Genomic DNA, 22,543 nt, shown 5'->3' with positions numbered 1-22,543 from the left:
TTCATCCTTCTTTCCTGTTATCTGCGAGCCGATTATGCTTGTGTCGGTTTCTCGGCGAGCGAAGTTGAGAAATCAGCGGTGCCCGGATAAACACATCGCGCAATTGTCGTGGACGAAGGGGTCCTAACGGAGCAAGATAAGGCTGACCGAGCGAGCGTAAACTCATCATATGCAGCAGCAGCAGCAGGATCCCGATCATCAGCCCAAATCCCCCCAAAAAAGCGGAAAGGCACATCAAGAGTATTCGCAGGACTCGGACACAAGTTTGTAGACTATACTGCGGGAGCGAGAATTTCGCGATCCCGGTAAGGGCCACCACGACAACCATGATTGGGGAAGCTATGCCGGCATTAATGGATGCTTCCCCAATCACCAACGCACCTACGATACTGACGGCAGAGCCTACAGGGCGCGGCAATCGAACTCCCGCTTCGACCAGAATTTCGAAAAAAAAGACCATGATCAACGCCTCTATAAAGGCCGGAAATGGAATCCCTTCCCGCGTGTTGAGAATCGCTAGCAGCAGCACAGTTGGAATTAGCTCGGGATCGAAGGTAGTCAATGCGATATAAATGGCTGGAAGAAATACGGTCAAGAAAAAAGCGATGAATCTTAACCACCTGATAAAGGATGAAAAAACCGTTCTTTGGTAATCGTCTTCAGGAGACATCAAAAACTCGAGGAATAAACCGGGACAGATAAGAATCGACGGACTTCCAGAAACCATCACAATAATCTTACCGTCCAAGAGGGCGGCAGCAGCTACATCAGGACGCTCCGTTACCCGGGATTGCGGTAATGGCGAGTATACCGACTCCTCAAGCAGTTCTTCAATATAGGAAGTTTCCAATACATCCATTTCTTTGGCCGGTGTGATCCGCTCCTGAAACTCCGCCAACGTTTCCGGATTCACGGCTCCTTCTATATAAGCGTAAGCAACCTCGGAATTCGATTTCCCCCCTCCTTTGAAAAATTCCAACTTAAAGTCAGGGGTTCTCAAGCGTACCCGTATCAGACCGATATTCTGACTCAGATTTTCTACCGTGCTCTCGTGCGGACCTCTCACCACTGGCTCAATCAGGTTCTCCGTCACTTGTCTCTCTTGAAGCGTTATCGCCAAGAAGCTCAGTGCTTTGTCCCAATGATCGAAAAAGACAACAACCTTTCCTTCCAATATATCTTCAACCGATCTATCCAAATCTCCTATCGTATGTGCGGTTTCAGCGGAAGCCCCATGACTCTCGAAAAAGTTGATCACATCGCCTGGTTTGATATCTGTGGCCGGTCCTATCTGATGGGAAACCAAATCCTGCATGACGGTTTTAAAATAATTCACCTTTTTGTCTTTAACTAATGTGATACAATAAATGGCCATCGCCTCATACTGGAGATTGGCTCCATAGTGCCACGGAATGAAAGTGATATCTTTACAGTTGGCGAATATTTGCTCCAACCTCTTTCTGTTTACAGAAAGGCTCGACGAAATCGCTTCATGCACTTTCAATGGTTCCTGCTTAGCTGCATCCTGAAGAAGGTTAGGGGAGGATGTACTTTTTATGCGATGTTTCTTGAAAAATTTGGTTATATTCATTCTGACCCCCATCCTTTCTGCAGCCTAGTCGGAAATTAAGTTTATAATCTCCCATAATATGTATAGTTATACACCGATGAGGATTACCTATCGGTCATTCATTCATGCGCTATAGTCCATTTTTGCTAACTTGCTGTTTGTTTCTTCTGCCGGATTTTCCCTACGATAAGCAGCAGCAAGGGCAAGCCGATCATGTTGACAGGAAGAACAAACGGAACCCAGTAATGATTCAAATAACTGCCGGTCGCCTCGGAGACATTCTGGGGGATGAACGCAAATGCCGTAACAACCGGGGCAATAAACCAGATCATGTTCTTCCAATTTTTCACTTGTATAAACTGGGCCGTTCCGTAACTGGCAACAAACATATAAATGGACAATTTAACGAATACACTGGCAATCCAAATCACAACCGCAATAGCGTCCAAGTTTTCAATAAACCCAAAAACAGCAATCTTTTTTGTCATTTCAAAAAATGGATACCACATTTTGGAGGAGAGATTGACGCCTACCGTTAAAATGACCATGATCATCGATAACAGCACACCAAAGCTGGCAATGGCAACACCCCAAATCACGTAGGGGGATCCCTTGCGTGGTGTAAAAAGAAACGGTGAAATCATGAAAAATTCAACCGCATGCCCAAGGTAGGAAGCGGGGGGAAGCGCACCCTTGATAATAGCTCCCATACCGCTGTCAACATAAAAGGGCAGCAGACGATTCCATTGTATATTGATGACGCTTGTGGTCAGCACCAGCAATACCATCAAAAAAATAACCGGTCCCAATATTTCGCTGACACGTCCGATCCCATCGATCCCTCCGGAATAGGTCACATACATAACGATCAGAACCATAGGCACTATGATAAATATTCCCGGAGTTGTATTAAGGAGCAGAACTCGGAGCAAATCACTGAATTGGCGCAGAACGATTGGAATGATGGTATACCATTGGACAAGATAGATAACGATGACGATCTTACCGAGCCATTTCCCCATAATCGTTTGACTGAATTGGATGAAAGTCTGCTCCGGATGAAGCAGCACAAGCTTGGTTGTTATCACAGCGATCAGCAAGGCGATGCATCCCGCAATCAGAACGGAGACCCAAGCATCCTGCTTAGCAGCCTGCAAACTGGGAGTGAACGTCATCAGCAAGGTCATGCCAATATCCATGATGGTAATCATCCAGAACGCTTGAATTCCGCTCACTTTCATTGTTATCATCCTTTTCGGGTTGAATAGTTCTACTTTTTCAGGTGCGCAGGCGACTGGGTACGGCCAATACGTTGAACTTTGACGTCAATCTTAATCGTAACCGGAACTCCCGGATAGATGTCTTTCCATTGATCCTTGTTTTGCTTCCAATAAGAGGCGTGTTTGATATGAATTTCTTCTCCAAAACCGAAAATGTCTGCCTTTAATCGCTTTTGTACGTGATTAAGCGTACTTTTCACTTGTGCTTCTATCTCATTCTTTAGTTTGCTTTCGACTAGTTTGAAATTTTCACCTTTGCTTAAATCCAACTTCGTATCGTTTTCCATTACTCTTGCCTTGGCTTTGAAGACCATTGTCACCTCGGGCATGCCATTATTCATCTTTGTGAGCAAGCTCGCTTTCGATTGCAATATATCAATGCCAACGGTTCCCTTATAGCCTTTCACTTTTGGTTCGACCTGCGCAGTTATTTTGCTTAGTTTGAGTTTCCCTCTCCGCCAGATTAATATCTTCTTTTCATTTGGCGTTAGAAATCCAACCAGCCTATTCTCTTGGTACACGGCCGCTTCATCAACATTGAATACCCCTTCTTCATTCTTGCTGTAATATGCCTTTAGGGCTCCAGTTACTGGTGACCTCCCGGGAGAGGATTGTGCATCCAAAAATTCATCCATTTTAATGGATAAACCGAGTCCGGTTAATTGCATTTTTTTAAGAGCGATGGCCGGTATAGCTTCCAGCAAGTACCGTGTTTGTAACGCTTGTTTGGCGGTTGTTCCATTTGCAGTCAGAAAATAACTGCTATATCGGCTACCAGGCGCACGCAGAAATTGATCTAAAACCTGATCAATACCATGTCTGGCATATTCTTCACCGATGATGATCACCCCCCTGTGCCCCATAAAGATTCGCCGGGATAATCGCTTCTGCAATTTGTGCAAAATATCCGTACCATCTCTTCCTTTTTCCGAGACGACCAATACCGTTCTTTTCTCGCCTGCTCTCCCCCCCTGCATGGCACTGGGCATTTCTGTAGGAAGAGCGATTTGCAGCGTAACCTCTACCTGTCCATTCTCAGCAAGATCGAGACCGCTGGCAAGCACAAACGCAAGATCGTTAACCTCGTTCCGATCCCAACAGCCAGTCATTAAACTGAGACAAAGGATGAGAGCTATCGTTTTAGACCCTTTCATCCGGCTCATTTGTTTCTTCAACTCCTATTTCGAGCGAATGCGATTTTGACGCTTGTGTATGACCCACCACGGGGCTCTTACGAATACATCCAATATTCCGGAAAATTGAAACGGAGCGAGTGGCGACATATAATAAACGCCGAAGGAACGCAAGTTAACGAGATGAATCAGCAGCGCAATTATTGAAACGCCAAGACCATACAAACCAAAGATACCTGCAGATAGCATGAGCGGAAATCGTAAAATACGAATCGCCTGACTCATATTGTTACTGGGAATGAGAAAGGATGCGATTCCCGTCAAAGATACGACAATAACAATCGGCGCAGATACGATACCTGCCTGAACGGCAGCTTGTCCGATCACAAGTACGCCTACAATGCTGATCGTCTGGCCGACTTGTCTGGGAAGGCGTATTCCCGCCTCGCGAATCGCTTCAAAAGCAATTTCCATCATCATGATTTCCATCAACGTCGGAAAAGGAACCGGTTCCCGTGCCGATGCAAGAGACAAAATCAAGCTTGTGGGTATCATTTCCGGATGAAACGTGTCCACAGCAATAAACAAGGACGGCAAAATTAAAGATATGAAGGTAAAAAAATATCGAAGCCATCGCAAAAATGTAGCAATAATAAAGTTCGTGTAATAATCCTCCACTGTTTGAAAGGCGTGCCAGAAAGTAATGGGAGCAACAAGCACCATTGGGGTTCCGTCCACCAGAATAGCAACTTTCCCTTCTATCAGCGAAGCTGACACGACGTCAGGCCGTTCAGTCATTTGGATCACCGGAAAAGGCGAGTAAGGCGCATCACGGATCATTTCTTCTATGTAACCAGATTCCAAAACAGTTTCCATATCCAGTTGCGATATGCGTTTTCTTACTTCCATGATCACCTCAGGTGAAGCCACGTTCTCTAAATACGCGATAACGACCTCCGTTTGTGAAACCTCTCCAACTAGCAATTGTTCCATCTTCAATTGAGGTGTACGAATGATCTGACGGATTAATCCCATATTAATGTCGATATTCTCAATAAACCCAATTTTCGGACCGCGAATCACCGACTCCATATTGGGTTCTTGCAGATCACGATGCAATTTCCCCTTCATAGTTATGGACAGAACCTGGTTCGAAGATTCCACAAACAGAACTACTTGTCCCCTTGTAATTTGCTTAACAGTTTCTTTCTTATTATTAACGATTCTGGTCTGCGCTATTGGAAGCAGTTCACTTTTCATCTGTTCAATGAGCTGGGTAGATGTATCTAATTCAATCGTCATATCATTAAAGAGCGTTTTCAATAATTCATCATCCAATTGTTTGGTATCGACCAATTCCTTGAAGAATACCAACATACAAGGGATTGAATCGTATAGATTTACCTTTCTGACTATCAGATCCGAACAATTTGAAAACGTCTGTTTTAACCAAGCTTCATTAGCATCGAGCTTATCAGATAGTTCCTCTTCAATTTCACCTATAGTTTCAACTTCAAGTCTCTCCTTCTTTACTTTCGTTCGCCAAGGCAGCACTCCTTTATACGCCATATGTGTCTTCACGCCCTTTGAGTTTTTTCAGAAAGAAGAGGTTACTGAGGAGTAGTATTATACTCAGTTCACCTTAAAGTTTCTCCCTAAAATGGAACAAATATCATTGGTATATTTCCCCTTATTCCGTGGAAACTTAATGGTTATGAACGAGGAAGGACGTACAATAGCATGCGCAACGGGTTAATTGGGAAATCCATCGGTTTTTTATGTATTGTTGTTTTATCGGGTTTGGTGCTTTATTATACGGTTTCAAAGGGTTAATAAAATGGCCCCACAAAATATCGTGCAGCTTCCAAGTATATTCCATTTGCTTTATAGAGGCCCCGAAACGAATAAACAGGCAGGCAGGATATTCCCTCCTGACCTGCCTGCTTGGTTTTAACTAAAATAGGTTTGGGCTAGCTTCTCCGACATGCGTGTTGCCAGCGCCTGAGTCGTAAGCGTCGGATTAGGTCCTCCAATTCCGTTGAAATGCACGCTGTTGTCGCCAATATATAAACGCTTAACTTGATAGGCCTCGCAATTCGTATCCACAACGTATCCCATACGCATCGTGCTTTCGAGATGAAGCAACCAGCCGGTCGGCGAGTCCGTTCTGATGATTTTTTTTGCGCCGGCATGCTGCAGGGTTTCGCAAGCATATCTGGCTAATTGATCGCGCCGCTGTAAGGTTTTCTTATTGGGGGTATAATAGATAACTGGGATCGGCCCATGTTCGTCTTTCAGCAGCGGATCGACTTCCACTCTATTGCTATAGAGCGTCTCATCGTCGGCGAGGAGCAGCATCGTCATTGTCCGGCTATAGTTCGCCATCAATTCTTTTAGCTCCGGTCCTACGACCCTGCCTCGAATATTCCAAGGCTCTCCCGGTTCAGGCGGATTAAGCGCGTCATACCCCGCTTCACTGAAGCCGTAAGTCAAGGAGGCCATTAATCCAGGGCTCAAACAGGAAACCTGAAACACGCCAAGTCCCGGAATATCGACTCTGCCCCCGGATGTGGGTCCCATGTATGGATAAACGGACGGCACTCCCAGTATACTCATCAGATCCTTTTCGTCGAATACGCCTCCAACCCAATCGAAATAATGATTGGTCAGTCCTCTCCCTACCCAAGGATTGTGAGGCAGTTCGGAATTCAGCCAAAGCCGAGGCGATTCGATGCAGCCCGCTGCCATGACAACCGTTTTGGCTGTAAGCTCACCTATTTCTCCCGTCCACGTATCCCGAAACTTCACCCCCGTAGCGCGAAGTCCTTCTTTCGGATCGAGTTCTGTCAAAATTTTGATCACAAAGGTATTGGGCCGTATAGAAACGTTCCCCGTCTTGAGAGCGAGGGGAATATAACTGACAAGGGTACTCCGTTTAGCAATTCGATCTACCGAAGGACCGGTCGTGCATCCATTAACACAATGCCCCCTCAAGGAGCATCCTTCCATATGGGATAATTGCTCCATTGAGTAATTAGGATCCATCAGATGTTCATTAGTACGAAGGATCGCATTGGGATTCGGTCGATAACCCGGAGTTACGACATCAAGCGTCGGATTCAGTGTCCATCCGGCCTTTTTGGCCCCGTAGTAAAACAGCTCTTCTTTCGGAGTCGTCGGCGCGAATTGAACGGGCAATGTGGCTTCGGCTTTTTCATAATAAGGAATTAGCTCGCGATAACTAATCGGCCAAACATTATCAACAGCCGCAGGAAAAGCCCGCGGAGACTGGGACCAGTAATGTTGAGTCGTTCCTCCGACTCCGGAAAGTTGCCAAACTTCACCCTTCTGCCGCATAATCCGGTGCCAAGGCGTGCGCCGGCGATCCGCTGGGCCAAAGCGAAATGTACCTGACACCTGATCGTTCATATTGTTTTCATATGAATTGTAAATTTTCTTATATAGTCCTACATCCAGATCAGCATGATCGGAGCTCCACTCCGCACCGCGTTCTTTATTTGGATTCGGCCACTTGCTGTTCCCATACCACGGGCCTGCTTCAAGCACCAATACTTTAAGACCTAGCTCACCGAGCTCCTTGGCCGCGACGGCTCCACCGCCGCCTGACCCGATTATGATCACATCGGCATCAACCATTTGATGAGTCACCTCCTTGTCGTTCAATCGTCAACAAAAATCCGCGAAGCGCGCGATAACCCTTGGAAACACCCGGATAACCCACCTGCTTCCAACCAATCGGAAAATGTTCCAGTCTTCGTTCCGTCGGTGTTCTCAGTCGTGTTGACCCGTATGCGGACCACTCTGAATAAAAACCAAACATCGTCCCCCGGTTCAGATAATCGACTATAAATACAATGAGTCCGCCATCGTCTTTATAGGGGGGCGGCAAGCTCCCGAGATCAACATCAAGCTGCTCCAGCATCGCCAATACACGTATACGGTCGCGGGGCGAGAGACAGGCGAAAGGGCCGCCCCCCCAAACGGCATGCAATTGAGAGTCCTGCGCTTTGCCCGCTGCGATAAACTGGGCCGCGCCGGCATTGAGAAGCCTTGCAGTAGGAGACGCCATAGGAATATCAGCTAGATAATAACCCACAAAAAGCGAAAGATTGTGATCCAATTCCCAGATCATATAATCGTGAATACCCAGTTCCACCGCACCTGCGGCTTGCTCTGCCCCATATGCGGCTAACTCAGGCGTATTCGGGACAATCGCTTCAACCAACGCAATAAAAGTTGTCCGGATGTGTTCACTTGCCATCGCATCGTATGCATGCATCGAATACATCATCCTTTCTTCATTATCCTAAATTCCTCCAATCTTTATATATATAAAATGAATAAATCAATTATGTTTGATGACTCTTCTTATTCTTTTAATTATCTACTTTTTTAAAAAATTGTATTCCAATGAATATAGTATGAATTGAGCACGGTATCGGACTCATTGTGACAGAAGGTACGCTTATCAACCATCCGGCTGCCGGTGCAAGCCCGAACTGGCCGAATTTTCACGGCGAAGCTGCCTTGCAAGGTTGGGCAAGAGTAGCAGCCGGCGTACACGAGGCTGGAGGTAAAATCATTCCGCAGCTTTGGCATGTAGGGACGACACGCAAGGTTGGAAGCGAACCGAATCCTGAAGTGCTACCTGTTGGCCCGTCCGAACTCGATCTGACGGGAGAGAAGGTGTCTGAGCCACTAACTATAGAAGAAATTCGCGAGCTTGTCGCTGCCTATGCGCAAGCTGCTGCCGACGCCAAACGAATCGGATTTGACGGCATCGAGCTGCATGGCGCACACGGTTACTTAATTGACCAATTCTTCTGGGAGGAAACGAATCAGCGTACTGACAACTACGGTGTAAGCTTGGTTGCCCGCACCCGATTCGCAGTTGAAGTCATCGAAGCTTGTCGGCGTGCAATCGGCCCCGAATTTCCTATCGTGTTCAGATTCTCCCAATGGAAGAGTTCTGATTATGCAGCCAAGTTAGCGAACACACCGGAGGAACTTGCGCAATTCTTGACTCCATTGGTTAATGCCGGAGTCGATGTGTTCCACTGCTCAAACCCGACGATTCTGGGAACCTGAATTTGAAGGTTCTTCTCTGAACCTTGCGGGCTGGACCAAGAAGCTAACGGGCAAACCGACCATCACCGTTGGCTCCGTCGGATTGGATGTTGAATTTACGAAGCTATTCCGTGAAGGTTTCGGCGCGAATGCTGTACATCTTGAGAATCTGTTGGAACGATTGGAACAAGGCGAATTTGACTTGGTCGCTGTCGGCCGCGCTTTGCTGCATGATCCCGAATGGGCCAACAAGATTCGCGATGGCCGCACGAATGAGTTGCTGCCCTTCACTCCAGAATCAACCAAGACACTCTATTAATTAAGGATCTTATAAAGATGGCTCCTATATTCATTGGGAGTCTTTTTTATGTCCATTGGTGAATATCGCTTAGCATCAACAACCTTCATCCTCAAGGAAGCTCCAAGCAGACTGCCATGGAGCTGCCCGCACCGTTCGAGTAAGCGCCTCAGAGGAAGGAGTTTATCATTTTTTGTCGAATTTCATAGGTACTATTAACTACTTCAGGAGAACATATGAAAAAGCAATTTAATAGACCTAATATAGATCTTAAACCAAGTCATACTACTGAAGCTTTCATTGCCTTACAAAATGAAAATGATTACCTCAAAAAAACCATTCTCGATATCGCCCAAGGTATTGAAAGTGAGGTCTCAGAAAGTTTTTTTACACACTTGGTACAATATTTAGCTCGTGTTTTAAAATGCTCTTATGCTTTCATTGCTGAAGTTGATCATCACTGTGTAAAAACAATTGCCATGTATAAGCAAGGAGAAATGATTGAGCAATTTGAATACAATTTGGAACATACACCTTGTGAAAATGTTGTAAATGAAAAGCGTCTGTGTTGTTATCAAGAGTATGTGCAGAATTTATTTCCTTTGGACTCGGATTTGACCAGACTTGATATTCAAAGCTATCTGGGTATTCCTCTGTTACATGTCGATGGTACTGTAATTGGCATACTTGTTGTGATGAATGATCAACCGCTTCATGACAGGTCTCTTGCAGAAACTATACTGAAAATTTTCTCATTCAGGGCATCTGCTGAGCTAATACGATTGTTGGAAGAGAAAAAATTAAAATTAAGCGAGCAAAATTTACTAACTTTAATTCATACGATGCCTGACATTGTTGTTTTTAAAGATGGTAAAGGTAGATGGATCGAAGCAAACAATGCAGTTCTCCGACTATTTGAGTTAGATCAAGATACATACAAAGGTAAAACGAACAGCGACTTCCAAAAAACCAATGAATTTCACAGAGAGATGTTCATGACATGTGAAGAAACGGATCAAGAAGCTTGGGAGGCACGCAAACCGATCATTTTCGAGGAAGAAATTAAACGTACCAATGGGGCAATTATGATGGTTGAATATACAAAAGTGCCCGTTTATGATCATAAGGGAAGCCGACAATGGCTCATTGTTATTGGCCGCGACATTACGGATCGGAAATTAGTACAAGATAACTTATTAGGCCAAAATGATATTTTGGAAATGATAGCAAAAGGAAAACCTATGGGTGCTATTTTGCATCGAATTATTGAGTTAGTCGAACAACAAAGCGGCGCTATTTGTTCGATTCTTTTATTGGAAAACGATCGGTTGATACATAGTGCAGCTCCAAACCTGCCTGAATCCTATATTCGTGCGATAGATGGAGTGGAAATAGGACCAATAGTAGGTTCTTGTGGCACAGCCGCTTTCTACAATACCAAGATCATAGTTTCTGATATCGGGAATGATCCTTTATGGAATGACTATCGCGAGCTTGCACTAATCCACGGGCTTAGAGCTTGTTGGTCCGTGCCGATAACGGATAAAAAAAATCAGGTGCTTGGAACATTTGCCATGTATTACAAAGTTCCGCATTCTCCCCAAACCTATGAGCTTAAATTAATTGAACGAGCGGCCTATCTTGTAAGTTTGGTGATTGAACGGGATAAAGCGGAAGCAACCATTCGTCACATGGCTTTTCATGATTCATTAACAAAACTTCCGAATCGAAAATCATTTCAACATATGCTTGAAAAAGCCATTGTTGATGCCAAACAAAACGATCAAATCGTTTCCGTGCTTTATCTGGATTTAGACCGTTTCAAAATGATCAACGATTCCATGGGGCACTCCTTGGGAGATGTTCTACTGCAGAATGTTTCTGATCGTTTGCAGACCATGATTATGAATAGGGGTGTTGTCTCACGTCAAGGCGGAGACGAATTTACGATCATGTTGCCCAACACAACAAAAGAGGAAACGGAAGCTATTGCTAAATCAATTATGGTTGCCTTGACTATCCCCTTCAATATTCAAGATCAAGATTTATATATCTCAACTAGTATCGGAATCAGCATGTTTCCTTTTGACGGGAGCACTTTTGAAACTTTGATCAAACAGGCAGATATCGCGATGTATCAAGCGAAGAAGCAAGGGGAAAATTTACACCAGTTTTATGTCAAAGAGAATGAATATCCCGCTTCTGAACATGTAGAGCTCTACAGAAATCTCAGAAAAGCGCTAGACAATAATGAATTTGTACTTGTTTATCAACCGCAATATGATATAGCTACTAAAGAATTCATTGGTGTAGAAGCATTAATACGGTGGAATCATCCCGAGAAGGGAATCGTCTCTCCATTGCAATTTATTCCATTTGCTGAAGAAGTCGGACTCATTGTCCCAATCGGAAAATGGGTCTTGCAAGAGGCATGCAAACAATGGCGTTTATGGATGGATCATAACCATTGTGGACGTACAATTAAAATGTCCGTCAATCTATCCTCAAGGCAGATGTATGAACCGGACTTAATTGAATTGATGAGCAAGATTTTGAATGAAACAGGGATGGATCCCCATTACTTGGAAATTGAAGTTACGGAAAGCATCACCATGAATCTTGACCGTGCAACGATGCTGCTCTCCAAACTGAAAGGCATTGGAGTAAGCATTTCCATTGATGATTTCGGTACGGGATTTAGTTCATTGGCGTATTTAAAGAACTTCCCCATCGACCGCATTAAAATAGATCGAACATTTATTAAAGACCTATCCAATGATATCAGCGATCAAAACATCGTGAAGACCATCATCGCCTTAGGTATCAATTTAAATCTAAAAGTAATCGCTGAAGGCGTCGAGTCTGAGGAGCAGCTTAATCTTTTAAAAAACTATGGTTGTCATGAAGCACAGGGATATTTTCTGGGCCTTCCGATGTCTGCGGATAACATCGCTAAGATTATTTATATGGAATAGTTGACATATCTAAACGAGAAATTGACAATTCTCGTTTTTTTTACATGTGTACAGGTAACAAATAAAAATATTTTCGAATCGCTGAAACAAATTAGAAAGCTCATCCGTTAAGAGGATATAGATGAAAATAATGGAAATAGAAATCCTCAATAACTTAGAAAAGGATGAAGAAGATGATGAAAAAAGGGTTGCTCGTAGGTCTCCTGCTTTCCGCTATGATCTTAACGTCCGCAGTCGCTCCCTCTGCCACTAACGCCGATCAGGAACCTGTGGTCCGGTTTGAGGGCCAGCCATTTGCTTTCTCACTGCAGCCTAAAATAATGGACGGTGTTCTGATGGCGTCTGTTCGGGACCTAGCAAAGGCTTTAGGCATGGAAGTGACATGGAATGAAGCAGAACGGCTTGCGGTTGTTACTGGTAACGGGTACGAGCTGAAGCTGCCATTGAATTCGGATTATGCTTACGTGAACGGTAAAGCAAACACCATTTACGGCACCACGCAAATGGTAGATGGTTCTATGTACGTTCCGCTACGCTTCTTTATGGAAAGCGCCAATCATGTTGTTCGATGGGATTCGGCCACCAGCTCAGTGAACGTAACGAAGCAGACTGACAGCCTGCCGGTAGTTGGTACCTATGACCACTTGGTCACACTTTTGACGCAGAATGAGAGCAGCGGGTCCGCCAGAGTTAGTTTAACAACAATAACCAAACAAGCTAAATCTGAATCCTTCGGCAACGCTTCAGTTCCAACAAGTGACAGTGTTTCTGTTACTGTCCAAGATTCGGTCAGTACAGCAGCACCCGGCTACTCCGGCACGAACGTGCAGGTGCAAGGCGTGGATGAATCCGATGTCGTCAAGACAGATGGGAAGTACATCTATACGGTAAACAAGCAGCGTATCGTAGTCACTCAGGCTTATCCCGCCGATCAGATGAAAGTGCTGAGCATTTTGGATTTCCCGGGAAATCCAGACACTCAGTTCCAGCCAAGTGAAATCTACGTGGACGACAAGCATCTGATCGTGCTTGGTAATTCTTATCAGAACTATAGACCGATCCCTTATAATGGTGCAAGCGGCGTCACCGAGAAGAAAATGATCATGCCTATGAGATCCCAGGGAACAGCGAAGGTCATCGTTTACGACCTTACCGACCGGAGCAGCCTGAAGCTTCTGAAGGAAGCTGAGCTTGAAGGAAACTACGTTTCTTCCCGCAAAATCGGATCATCGCTCTATTTTATTTCCAATAAGTACGTGAATTACTACCAATACCGGGAAATGGCCGATAAAGAAGAAGCGAAAACTGGGCTAGCTCCTGCTTACCGAGATTCGGCGGCAGGCGATTCCTTTACCTCTATTCCACTCAATCAGGTCTATTACTTGCCGAAAGCCCTGGATCCCAACTATGTGCTCATCGGAGGCATCAACCTGAATGAATTGAAGCAGACGATGAATGTCACTTCTTACCTCGGCTCAGGCCAGAACGTGTACGCATCCGAAGAGAACTTGTATATGGCCGTAACGAATTATGAACAGATGCGAATCCAGCCGATGAAAATGCCTGCAGGTGTTCCCGCTCAAGGCATACGAATCGGTGAGCCGAACGGATCCAGCCAGCCTTATGAACTTCCTAAGCAGGAAACGATTATTTATCAATTCGGGCTGAACGCAGGTAAAGCGGCGTACAAGAATACAGGCAAGGTGCCCGGACGCTTACTCAATCAATTTTCCATGGATGAACATAACGGCCATTTCCGGCTTGCTACTACTACTGGCGAAATGGGTCGGGCGGATGAGGGGATTTCGAAAAACCATGTTTTCATTTTTGACGCGAACCTGAAAGAGAAAGGCAAGATCGAAAACATCGCTCCAGGAGAGCGGATTTATTCCACCCGCTTCATGGGCGACCGGGCTTACATGGTTACTTTTAAAAACACTGATCCACTATTCGTCATGGATTTAAAGGATCCCGCGGGGCCGAAATTATTAGGTGCGTTGAAGATTCCTGGCTACAGCGATTATCTGCATCCTTATGATGAAAACCACATTATTGGCTTCGGGAAAGATACGATCGAGGTCGACATCAAGAATCTGAATGGACCGCAGTCTATTGCCTATTACCAAGGCATGAAAGTGGCACTGTTCGATGTAACCGATGTGAATAATCCGAAGGAGAAATTTAAGGAGCTGATCGGGGACCGCGGTACGGATTCCGAGCTGCTGCACAATCACCGTGCCTTGCTCTTTAACAAGGAAAAAAATCTGCTTTCCTTCCCAGTTAACGTGATGAAAATCGATCCGAATCAGACGACAAACGATCCTGCTAGCGCATACGGGAAGTTTGCTTTCCAAGGTGCGTACGTCTACAACCTTGATTTGGATAAAGGCTTCCAGTTCCGCGGCGGCATCACCCATCTTACTCAGGAAGATCTGCAAAAAGCCGGACAATACGTTCATGCCGGCGACAAACAGGTGCAGCGCGTTCTTTATATCGGAGATACGCTGTACACCGTCTCGAACGGATTAATCAAAGCGAACGACCTCCGCACGCTGCAGGAAAAGAACTCGGTGGTAATTCCGTAGTCCTTTTCACTACTAATAAAGCAAGCCCCGATTCCTATAAGGATCGGGGCTTGCTCGTTCTCTAGATTCATTTATTTCCCGCCCGCAACTGTGTCTACAGTGATCGGTTGCCGGACGTCCATTAATTTTCGTTTGGCAATGAACAACGTTAAGATCCCGCTTGATATTGTAATGAGGGCGAGCGTCAGTAAAAATGTGGAGATCCCAAACCAATCGAGACAAGCGCCGGTCGCAAGCAGCGAAATCTGGAACATGACGCGGTCAAGCATTCCTCGAAATGAGAAAAAGCGGCCTTGTGCTTCTTTCGGCACTTTGATTTGGAAGAGTGTAGATACCATCGGAAAGAAAAAAGCGACTGCACAACCGAACATAACGAAAGAGCCGAGAACCGCAAAACTACTCTCGCTGAAGGACATTCCTGCAAAAGAAAGCGCAAATAATAACATGAACAGCGTAGAGCTGGTTACCAGATTCCGCATGCCGATCACACGCTTTGCGAATAGGCCTGCAATTAATATGCTAGTGCCTTCTAAAGAATAGATCCAGCCCATCAGTTCCGGTTTGTGCTGGATTTGACTAAACTTCAGTACAAGCAAATTAAAACCGCCTAGAAACAAAGTAATAACCCCGCTATTGATAAGTGCGATGAATATAGACGGTTCTGCTCGAATGAGTGGAAACAACTCCGTAAAGCGGATTTTCTCCTTCTTTCTTGCAGTCACGGAATCCGCGGTATTGGGAATCCTCAACTGTGTAATGAGCATCACGAGGATGACGTAAAAAGCAAGCGATAGCGCGTAGACTGTGTACAAATTCATCATGGATACCAAGATGCCTGCTGCTGCAGTGCCGCCGATTCTCGCTATAGTAATCACGTTAAAATTTACGCTGTTCGCTTTAAGCAGCTCGGAGGCTGGAACGACGGAAGGCAGCGCTGCTTGTACGGTAGGCATATAAACAGTAGCTGCTACTTGCATAATAACGACGGACAACAGCATGATAGCGACGGATTGGTAGTGTATAGCCGCAAACATGACAATCGGAGCCAGACAGCGGACAATCCCTGATATAAGCAATATTTTTTTCTTATCATAGCGGTCTGCCCACACCCCGGCTTGCGGCGAAATGAGAACACCGAGAAATAAACCGCACATCAAGATCAAGCTTTTACCTAAATCAGACGGGACGTGGCTTTGCATAAATTGCAAATTGGCAATGATGCTTGTCCAAATACCTGCACCTTGAATGGCTTCTCCGATCATCATGAAAACAAATGTTCGATTCCGAAGTAACGAATAATTCATACCTAATCTCCAATCTAAATTGACACTCAGAATCTTCCAATTATAGCACATACGTTCGTGTATTGTCTATTAGAAAAAAACAAGCCTATTCCGCGAGTAACCACGGATTAAGCTTGCTTCCCTAGTGCATTATTTGCTGGATGATTAATGAGAAACTAATACGGTTGCTGTTTGGGCCGTTGTGTTTCCTGCTACGTCAAAAGCCGTGTAGGTGATGGTGTATATTCGCCCATTCCCTTTACCTGATCTCTCTGCACGCAGCATAAATTCCGTATCCAATGTGCCGATTTCCGCTCCTTGAATGTCAACTGACGTGTCTCCGTCGCCTAACCCATTATCAGGCTCGTTGCTTGTAATGGATGTAAGTAAGATGGAGGAGGTTCCAGAGTGGCTGTCATCTGCACTAATCGTTGCTTTCACGGGAATCATTTGGTGATTTGGTGGCAACAATGCAGATTGATCCAGAACCAGATGTAAGGTCGGTGCCGTTTTGTCAATTTTTACGATAACTGTATGTGGAGCTTCAGTATTACCTTTTGTGTCAACGCTCCAGTAAGAGATAGTGTGCGTGCCCTCTTCTGTAAGGATAACGGAAGTGCCTTGCTGCTCTGCACCGCCATCCACCGTGTAGTAAGTGCCTGCTACGCCGGATTCGCTGTCACTGACAGTGAGCGTTACCGTTACGTCTTTGTTCACCCAGCCCTCAGGCGCATCATCGGTAGTCACCGGTGGTAACACAGGTGCTGGCTCGTTCACAATCGTAAGATGCGGCGTAGCCGGTTCCACCATGCCAACTCCAAGATAGAAGCTTGTATGAGGCGGTTGGTTATAACCAGTATTTTGCCAAGCGACCCCTAAGCGGTAAATCGGATCATGCATTAGCGTACGCAGCTTTGTATTGGTCATAGTACTCGTCGTATAAATGCGCAGCTCTGAACTGTCTGTATTTCGCCACACGATTTCTTCTCGCCAATCTCCAAACAGGTCGGCTTGCAGGTTCGGCGTTGCTTTTGTGCTGTTGTTGGACAACGCCCCATCAGCCGTAAACAACCGGTTGGTCGTTTGATTCACAAAGTCCCACTTATCAACATGGTTGTAATCTAGAAGCTCACGGTTCAGGTCGCCATCCCACCAGATGCCGAAGTTCGTTGAACTTGGAATGGTCGTGCTGATCAATTCGCCTTTCGCGCTGTAAAGACCGGAGATCGGAATATGCTGCGCATTCGTTATTGTTGCAGACCATACCTCTTCACCCAAATAGTTCGGATCGATGTCCGCCGACATGCCGCGTCCGGTATCCATCCCTGTCCACACGCCCCAAAGAATTTCGCCCGTTTTCGCATCCCGGAAGTCCATACCATAAGGAGAATCCAGATGCTCATGAACATTAAAGTACTCTAGCCCCGGTCTGGATGGATCTAGGTCCCCAAGATGCTGTGCATCCCCGTGACCGAGTCCTGTGTTATATAGCGGCGTACCATCGTCATCGATGGCCATGGCCCCGAACGTGATCTCATCCTTGCCGTCGCCATCTACGTCGCCGATGGACAAGTTATGATCTCCTTGGGCTGTATAAGCTGCGCCAAGACCTTCATCATTCGTATCGAAACGCCATTTTTTCGTCAATACACCATTTTTGAAATCGTAGGCAACAATCACCGTTCTTGTATAATAGCCTCGGCTAAAAATCAAGCTCGGATGCTCACCGTCGAGGTAAGCAACTGCTGCAAGGAAACGGTCCACCCGATTACCATAAGCGTCGCCCCAATCCGAAACGACTCCGCGAGGCGGATCGTAATTCGTCGTTGCGATTGCTTGGCCGGTTAAACCATTAAAGACAGTTAAATATTCAGGTCCCTCCAGCACATAACCACTGCTGTTCCGGTGATCGGCCGTTGCGTCACCAATAGCCATACCTGTTCCGTCAATCGTGCCATTGGCTGTTTTGAATGTGACTTCCGCTTTGCCGTCGCCATCCAGGTCATAAACCTGGAACTGCGTGTAGTGCGCTCCAGCGCGAATGTTTGGTCCAAGGTCGATACGCCACAGGCGAGTACCGTCCAACTTGTAGGCATCGACATAAACGTTGCCGGTATATCCAGCCTGGGAGTTATCTTTGGCGTTAGACGGATCCCACTTTACGATCAACTCGTACGTGCCGTCGCCATCCACATCGCCGACACTAGTGTCGTTCGCACTGTAGGTATAGGCTTCTCCGGATTTCGTGATGCCGCCATCCGGCTTCTGGAGCGGTATGGCCATATAATTGTTTTGCCATACAGATGCTTCTTTCGAAGCCACCTTCTCACTGCCGCCGATAACAATTTTCAGTAGATACACAGATGTATCCGTTCCCGCTTCATCCAGCAGATTTGTTGCGCCTGTGATCGGTTCTGCATTTACTTTGACACCGCTGCGGTACAGATTGAATGCGATGTTAGATGGGTCTGTGCCAAGCATTTTCCAGCCTACATAGACACCATTATCTTGTTTGACCGCTACAAGCGCACGATCGAGATATTCGGCTTGCCGATTCAGTATGGTGATAGCTGGAGTTGCCAGTGTTTCGGACTGTCCGGAAACTCCGCCTGCACTGACGGCTGAAACCTTGTAAAAGTAAGGAATTGTCGTAAGTACTGTCGTATCTGTGTAGCTGGATTGACTTGCTTTGCCAATCAACTCGTAGGGACCACCACTTGCCTCAGCACGGTAAATGTTATACGTTTTTGCTCCAGTAACTGCATCCCAGCTAAGGGTGAGATCATTCTTATTCACGCTCACCGCTTGAATATTGACAGGTATAGCAGGTATAGGAACATTTGGATCAATCATGGATACGGTGAGAGATGTGGATGGACCGGTTTCCGTTGAGGCCAAGTCCACTGTCGTCACTTGGTATACGTATTCCATCCCCACATCAACAGTGTTATCAACGTAAGCGTTCGTCGTTGTGCTTCCAATCAATTGGAATTTTGACGTACCGCTTACCTTGCGATAAACATTATATTTCGCGACGTCCTCTACCCCGGTCCACGAAAGGGAAACGGAAGGGCTTTCCGGATCTGTGTTCTTCGCATCGATTTTCAGAGCTGTCGGCGCCATTAAAATCGGTGTAATTTCCAAACCGTTTACAATCGCCGTCGCACCGCCGAACTTGAAGTTCATTTGTCCATCGCTAACGGAAGTCTGTGAAATAATTTTTTCAACGACGGACCTGTTGCCCGCTGTAACGGTCCCAAAATCCGTCCCTTCGATGGCAACGGTCGTTCTTGCACTTCCCAGATAATCGCCAACGTAAAGTTTAACGGAATAAAGACCATTCGGCAGATCCACCATGAATTCCCAACCGACATTGAAATAGCCGAGCCAATCCCGGTGGAGGTCCGTACCAGTCGCACGATCACGGCCAATCATTCCTGTTGGGTCCTTGATGCCATAGCCTTTTGCTGCTGTGTATGTGCTGGAAAGATTAATGCCAGTATAACCAACTTGAACTGGAGAGGTAGCCAAGCCGAAGTCAAACTTGATCGTCGCGTGCTTCGTTTTGATGACGACGACATCTGACTGCTCAGACTCCCCTTTGCCGTTAACTGCGGTAACAACTACATCATAGGTTAGCCCTTCCGTCATACCTTGAATCGTAGTCGTCGGAACTGTCGACGTACCCACTAAGACGTAAGTGGTGTCTGATGCTAACTTTCTATAAATCTTATAAATATCCGCACCTTCTACTTCGTGCCATGTCAATACTGCGCCTGCGTTGCTCACACTGCTTGCCACTACACCGATTGGCTTCGATGGAACTGAAGCAGGCGGTGCAACATCCGTGACATAGGCGGAAAGTGGAATGTTCAGATCTTTAATCCCGCCTGACAGAAGACGCGCGATTTGGATTGCGCCATATTCCTGGAAGTGCGTATCGTCCGCATTACCGCTTGGAAAGGCGGTGTAGGTACCTACGGGTACATGGAGGAAAACAGCAAGCGTTCCGATTGGACCGATGGTGTCATAGTACGCACGACTTAATGCGCTGAGATCCGCGAGCTTTACATCCATTTCTAGCGCCAGTTCCTTCATCGCAGCTACATATGTCGGGAAGCTGACATTGAATATACCGGTTGTTGCGTTAAAGTCCCTACGGCCGACAGGCGTTACCAAAATCGGTATAGCGCCACGCTGCCTAGCGCCATTGATATACGTCTTCAGATAGTTTTTATAATCCTCGGGAGATGCATACCGTTCTGGAACGGAGATTGTCGCATCATTATGACCGAATTGGATCAAGAAGTAGTCATTCGGCTTGATCGCCCGCAAAATGTTATCCAAACGGCCTTCCGTGAGGAACGTTTTGCTGCTGCGGCCCCCGATAGACTGGTTGCTGAAGGTTATGTTGGAAGTAAAGTAGCGGGAAATCATCTGCCCCCAACCGGATTGAGGCTTCCAATAGGAATCGTAGGTCTGTACCGTAGAATCCCCTGCGATATACACCGTTGGCATTTCTCCAGCCACCCGATCCACTTGCTTTGAAATAACAAGCCCATTAATTTTGGGCGCGGACCCCGAGAAGCTGATATTCAACTGACCATCAACTAGGGCGACTTCAAATGTCTGTTCCAAATACTCACCAGCTGCCTTAGGTGTGAGCGCAATTTTGTTCGCCGTCATTCCTTCTACGGAAACAGCCACTTCTGTTGCCGCGTGTGCATCACCTGCCGTAACCGTAACAGCGTAATCCCCGTTTGGCAGATCCACGTTGAAGGAGGTACCAGCCGGCATTAGGTAATCGGATTTTAATGGATCCGATGTGCCGCTGTTACCAGAGCTGACGAGCGAAGGATTGGCGAATCCGTATTTCAGCTGGGCTGAGTAGGCCACTGGAGTCGTTATGCCGAAATAGCCGTCAGCTATAGCCCCAGGACCGAAGTCTAATTTCAACGGCAATCCAGACGGAAGCTCATTAGGAGCAACATATACCGTGCTTGCTGCCACGCCCGAGGCTTCAGACACCCCTGCCGCATTCGTTGCTTTTACCTGATAGTAGTGAACTGCCGATGTGTCGGCCGTGGAATCTGTGTACGTTGTCGATGTTACCATGCCAAGCTCGGTGTAAATTCCAGCAGCAGAATTGGAACGGAATACCGTATAACCCGTTGCTCCATTCGATGCTGACCATTGCAAGGACACTTTGTCCGAAGTGACACCGCTTACAATTAAGTTGGCAGGAGCAGCCGGAATTGCAACTGTCTGTTTCACTTCCGCCGTTACCGGGGTGCTTGCTGCAGATTCAAGACCACCTGCACCCAGAGCAGTTACTTGATAGGAATATGTATTTCCTACAGAAACTGCCGTATCGGTGTAAGAATTTATCATCACTTGTTTGATAAAATCATAATTCGTGACGCTATTCGTCGCTCGGTACACGTTGTAATAGACCGAATCCGTTACGCTGCTCCATCCGAGTGATACGGAGGCTGCACCTGGAGTGGAATTAATGTTTGTAACAGCGAGTGATTGAGGAGCCGAAGGAGCCGTCGCCGCTGGCACCTGTTCAATGACAAGGCCGTTCAAATAGCCAGCGCCTGTGCCGCTGTAGCCTGTAGAGATGCCAACTGTTAATTGACCGTCAGTTACCGTGGTGCTGTAGGTCGCTTGTGCAATAGCTACCTTCGTTGAAATCGTTCCTTTCGTCGCCCCTTCGAGAGCAACCGTCGTTTTCGTTGTTGACGTACCTGCAAGCAGATCGCCCGAATAAATCGTCACGTTATAATTGCCGTTCGGCACGTCAGCTAAGAATGTGAAGGGCGTTCCCAAAATAAAATCGTTCGTCAAATCCGTGCCGCCTGATCGATTTCTTGAGGCTCCTGCAGGCAGCGCTGTTTCAAGCCCATATCCCCGTTCCTGCGTGTAGGTCATCTGATCATGAACTTGATTATAGTTTGTCATGACCGGACTGCTCGCTGAACCGAAATCAAATTTCTTTACAAACGCCTCTGCTGCATGAGCAGTAGATTCACCATATGGCAGAGTTGGGAGCATATTGTAGGAAACCATGAGACCACACAATAGGGATGTTACTATTCGACGTGCATTCATCTTCATTATACTGAGTCCTCGCCTTCTATGTGTTTTTCCTTCTTCTATCATGTCTGTTCACGTTGTGTAACGTCACACCTCCATTCCATTAGGAATGTTTTCCTCTTCACATCATAGATGGTTTGTTTCTTCTTTCCCATGTAAAAAAACGTTCTTTTTGTTTAAAAAACAGTTATTTTGAATGCGCTTCCAAAGAGAGTCCTAACAAAAAAGAACA

General features: G+C 46.2%; 10 protein-coding genes and 1 pseudogene. 3 read left to right on the top strand and 8 right to left on the bottom strand.

The genetic code is table 11. From position 1 onward, the window contains the following. Position 1: 1 nt before the first annotated feature. The 6 genes from QFZ78_RS34990 to QFZ78_RS34965 form a co-directional block, all read right to left on the bottom strand. On the bottom strand, positions 2 to 1,591 hold the full coding sequence (locus tag QFZ78_RS34990; protein ID WP_307554241.1) for a spore germination protein: 1,590 nt from the start codon (positions 1,589 to 1,591) through the stop codon (positions 2 to 4). Between the two features lie 125 nt (positions 1,592 to 1,716). After that, entirely contained in the window at positions 1,717 to 2,811 is a 1,095-nt protein-coding gene (locus QFZ78_RS34985; protein ID WP_307554239.1) for a GerAB/ArcD/ProY family transporter, read from the bottom strand. A 29-nt stretch (positions 2,812 to 2,840) separates the two neighbouring features. After that, positions 2,841 to 4,013 carry a Ger(x)C family spore germination protein gene (locus QFZ78_RS34980; RefSeq protein WP_307554237.1) on the bottom strand — a complete coding sequence of 391 codons (1,173 nt, stop codon included), beginning with the start codon at positions 4,011 to 4,013 and terminating at the stop codon, positions 2,841 to 2,843. Between the two features lie 15 nt (positions 4,014 to 4,028). Continuing rightward, positions 4,029 to 5,552: a spore germination protein gene (locus QFZ78_RS34975; RefSeq protein ID WP_307554234.1), complete on the bottom strand. Its 1,524-nt coding sequence runs from the start codon at positions 5,550 to 5,552 to the stop codon at positions 4,029 to 4,031. 381 nt (positions 5,553 to 5,933) lie between these two features. Continuing rightward, a complete protein-coding gene (locus tag QFZ78_RS34970; protein WP_307554232.1) occupies positions 5,934 to 7,640 on the bottom strand; it encodes a GMC family oxidoreductase N-terminal domain-containing protein in 1,707 nt (568 codons plus the stop codon). After that, entirely contained in the window at positions 7,633 to 8,283 is a 651-nt protein-coding gene (locus QFZ78_RS34965) for a gluconate 2-dehydrogenase subunit 3 family protein (RefSeq protein WP_307554230.1), read from the bottom strand. The genes QFZ78_RS34970 and QFZ78_RS34965 overlap by 8 nt, the downstream gene beginning before the upstream one ends. A gap of 149 nt (positions 8,284 to 8,432) precedes the next feature. Here QFZ78_RS34965 and QFZ78_RS34960 point away from each other — a divergent pair. From QFZ78_RS34960 to QFZ78_RS34950, 3 genes and pseudogenes are all read left to right on the top strand, one after another. Continuing rightward, positions 8,433 to 9,390, top strand: a pseudogene (locus QFZ78_RS34960) (NADH:flavin oxidoreductase); the annotation flags it as partial. A gap of 215 nt (positions 9,391 to 9,605) precedes the next feature. Beyond that, the gene (locus QFZ78_RS34955) at positions 9,606 to 12,344 is read left to right on the top strand and encodes an EAL domain-containing protein (protein WP_307554228.1); all 2,739 of its coding nucleotides are present in this window, start codon (positions 9,606 to 9,608) and stop codon (positions 12,342 to 12,344) included. Between the two features lie 173 nt (positions 12,345 to 12,517). Continuing rightward, positions 12,518 to 14,929 carry a beta-propeller domain-containing protein gene (locus QFZ78_RS34950; RefSeq protein ID WP_307554226.1) on the top strand — a complete coding sequence of 804 codons (2,412 nt, stop codon included), beginning with the start codon at positions 12,518 to 12,520 and terminating at the stop codon, positions 14,927 to 14,929. A gap of 71 nt (positions 14,930 to 15,000) precedes the next feature. On the opposite strand, the gene QFZ78_RS34945 is transcribed toward QFZ78_RS34950, so the two are convergent. Together QFZ78_RS34945 and QFZ78_RS34940 are read right to left on the bottom strand one after the other, a co-directional pair. Beyond that, positions 15,001 to 16,233 (bottom strand): MFS transporter, encoded by a 1,233-nt coding sequence (locus QFZ78_RS34945; RefSeq protein ID WP_307554224.1) that lies wholly within the window; start codon positions 16,231 to 16,233, stop codon positions 15,001 to 15,003. A gap of 144 nt (positions 16,234 to 16,377) precedes the next feature. After that, a complete protein-coding gene (locus QFZ78_RS34940) occupies positions 16,378 to 22,332 on the bottom strand; it encodes a rhamnogalacturonan lyase family protein (RefSeq protein ID WP_307554223.1) in 5,955 nt (1,984 codons plus the stop codon). Positions 22,333 to 22,543: the final 211 nt, after the last annotated feature.

The organism is Paenibacillus sp. V4I5, assembly GCF_030817255.1.
Classification (GTDB): Bacteria; Bacillota; Bacilli; order Paenibacillales; family NBRC-103111; genus Paenibacillus_E.
Note: the sequence above shows the minus strand (reverse complement) of the source record. Positions and strands in the feature narration are given on the sequence as shown.

Bases quoted from the DNA above. Each gene is read 5' to 3' on its own strand.
- QFZ78_RS34990 (WP_307554241.1), bottom strand. From the start codon at position 1,591: ATGAATATAACCAAATTTTTCAAGAAACATCGCATAAAAAGTACATCC.
- QFZ78_RS34965 (WP_307554230.1), bottom strand. From the start codon at position 8,283: ATGCATGCATACGATGCGATGGCAAGTGAACACATCCGGACAACTTTT.
- QFZ78_RS34985 (WP_307554239.1), bottom strand. From the start codon at position 2,811: ATGAAAGTGAGCGGAATTCAAGCGTTCTGGATGATTACCATCATGGAT.
- QFZ78_RS34975 (WP_307554234.1), bottom strand. From the start codon at position 5,552: ATGGCGTATAAAGGAGTGCTGCCTTGGCGAACGAAAGTAAAGAAGGAG.
- QFZ78_RS34955 (WP_307554228.1), top strand. From the start codon at position 9,606: ATGAAAAAGCAATTTAATAGACCTAATATAGATCTTAAACCAAGTCAT.
- QFZ78_RS34970 (WP_307554232.1), bottom strand. From the start codon at position 7,640: ATGGTTGATGCCGATGTGATCATAATCGGGTCAGGCGGCGGTGGAGCC.
- QFZ78_RS34980 (WP_307554237.1), bottom strand. From the start codon at position 4,013: ATGAGCCGGATGAAAGGGTCTAAAACGATAGCTCTCATCCTTTGTCTC.
- QFZ78_RS34945 (WP_307554224.1), bottom strand. From the start codon at position 16,233: ATGAATTATTCGTTACTTCGGAATCGAACATTTGTTTTCATGATGATC.
- QFZ78_RS34940 (WP_307554223.1), bottom strand. From the start codon at position 22,332: ATGAAGATGAATGCACGTCGAATAGTAACATCCCTATTGTGTGGTCTC.
- QFZ78_RS34950 (WP_307554226.1), top strand. From the start codon at position 12,518: ATGATGAAAAAAGGGTTGCTCGTAGGTCTCCTGCTTTCCGCTATGATC.